2 protein-coding genes are annotated in these 2,132 nt (G+C 74.7%); one reads left to right on the top strand and one right to left on the bottom strand.

From position 1 onward, the window contains the following. Positions 1-29: 29 nt before the first annotated feature. A complete protein-coding gene (locus HMPREF3086_RS01700; RefSeq protein WP_083324226.1) occupies positions 30-938 on the bottom strand; it encodes an aminodeoxychorismate lyase in 909 nt (302 codons plus the stop codon). A 38-nt stretch (positions 939-976) separates the two neighbouring features. On the opposite strand from HMPREF3086_RS01700, the gene HMPREF3086_RS01695 reads away from it, so the two are divergent. Further along, a partial coding sequence (locus HMPREF3086_RS01695; RefSeq protein WP_070719852.1) for a CAF17-like 4Fe-4S cluster assembly/insertion protein YgfZ occupies positions 977-2,132 on the top strand: 1,156 nt, incomplete at its 3' end.

The following is a 2,132-nucleotide window of genomic DNA, read 5'->3' as shown; positions in this document are numbered from 1 at the left end:
CCACCCGACTCCGGTCGGGTGGGCGGTTCTCATGCGCGTCCGACCGCGCGATCGACCATCCCGGCGACGTCGATCCCGGGATTCCCTCCCGGCAGCGTCGTGTCGTCGATCCGGCGGACCCGGGCGTACAGCGTCACCGAGGACAGCAGCCACATCGCGTCGGCCGACACGAGGTCGGTGAGCAGGAGACGCTCACGCCGCACGGGCACACCGTCGCGTGCCGCGACCTCCGCCATCGCGGCCAGGGTCGTGCCCTCCAGGATCCCGACCTCCGCCGGTGGGCTCAGCAATTCACCGTCGCGGGAGATCACCACCGTCGAGCGCGGCCCCTCGAGAACCTCACCGTCCGAGGAGAGGTAGACCACGTCATCGAACCCGCCCGCCGCGGCGTGCCGGAGGGCCGCCATGTTGGTGGCGTACGACAGGGTCTTGGAGCCGATCAGCAGCCACGGCGCGGATCCGGCGGCATCGGAGGCGTACCCCCGACCGAGGGCCGTCACGGCGATCCCCTCCGCCCGCGCCCGGAGCGCGGACCCACTGACGGGCGCGACGGTGATGTACGCGGTCTCCTGCCCGCCCCGCTCCGGTCCACGAGACAGCACCAGGCGCAGCATGGCCTCCGTCCGGGTGTCCCACTCGCGCGCGGCCAGGTCCATTCCGGCCCGCCACGCGGACTCCGAGGGCCCCGTGAGCCCCAACGCGGCCGCCGACCTCGCCAGACGCGCGAGATGCCGCTCGGGCTTGGCCGGGCGGCCTCCCACCACCAGGAGGGTCTCGAAGCACCCGTCCCCCCGGACGGCGGCGAGGTCGTCCGCCAGGAGCAACGGCTCGTCCGCCGGGTGGACCCGTGGCCGCGGCCCCTCCGGTCCGCCGGAGACCAGGACGACGACCCTGGCCTCGTCAGGTCGATCGATCGCCGTTCCCGCTGGAGTGCCCATGGAGCCCACACTACGACCTGGTACGTACACTCGCGATCGTGACCGATCCAGCTGTGCCCGACCGGACCGACAGCCGCTACCGCAGCCCGATCCTGGCCCGCCCCGGAGCGGTGGACGCGAGCGACGACTCCGCTGACGCGGGGGTCCCCCACCACTACGGCGACCCCTTCGGCGAGCAGCGGGCCGCCGACTCCGGGTTCGTGGTCGTCGACCGCTCCCATCGGGATGTCCTGACCATCGGCGGTGGCGAGCGGCTGACGTGGCTCGAGGGGTTCGTCTCCCAGCACGTCGCCGAGATCGGCGACGGCGGCGGCGGCGAGACGCTGGTGCTGGACGCCAACGGGCGGATCGAGCACCACGCCGTGCTCGCCGACGTGGACGCCACGGTGGTCGTGGACACCGAACCCGGTCGGGGCGAGTCGCTGCTGCAGTTCCTCACCAAGATGGTCTTCTGGGCCGATGCGTCCCCCGCGGCCGCCGACCTCGCGGTCCTCACCCTCGCCGGGGCGGGCCTGCCCACGACCCTCACCTCGCCCGACGGCGCCGAGGTCGACCTCCCGACCGGGGACTACGCGAGCGTGGCGCTGCCGGGTGGCGGGATCGCCCGTCGGATGCCGTGGCCCCAGGCCGGCTCGGTCGACCTGGTGGTCCCCCGCCCGGCGCTGACGGCGTGGTTCGCCGCCGCGGTCGACGCGGGCGCCCGGCCCGCGGGCTCCTGGGCGTTCGAGGCGCTGCGTGCGGCCGGGACGACCCCGCCGAGGGGGCGCCTGGGCGTGGACACCGACGAGAAGACGATCCCCCACGAGATCCCCACCTGGATCGGCGGCGTGGCCGAGCGGGGCGCGGTGCACCTGGACAAGGGTTGCTACCGGGGCCAGGAGACGGTGTCCCGGGTCCATAACCTCGGACGCTCCCCCCGCGTCCTCGTGCGGCTGCAGCTGGACGGCTCGAGCGGCGACGACCTGCCCGCGGTGGGCGCCGAGGTCCGCGCGGGTGGCCGCCCGGTCGGCCGCGTGGGCACGGTCGTCCAGCATCACGAGGACGGCCCGGTCGCCCTCGCCCTGTTGAAGCGAGCGGTCCCCATGGACTCGGCCCTCGAGATCGGCGGGGTGGACGCCGCCGTCGATCCCGAGACCGCCCCGCAGGACGGCGGCTCGCAGGCCGGCCGCGAGGCGATCCGTCGGCTCCGCGGCC

This window comes from Dietzia sp. HMSC21D01, from assembly GCF_001815995.1.
In the GTDB taxonomy this organism is placed as follows: domain Bacteria; phylum Actinomycetota; class Actinomycetes; order Mycobacteriales; family Mycobacteriaceae; genus Dietzia; species Dietzia cinnamea.
This window is presented reverse-complemented; position numbering and strand designations above follow the sequence as displayed.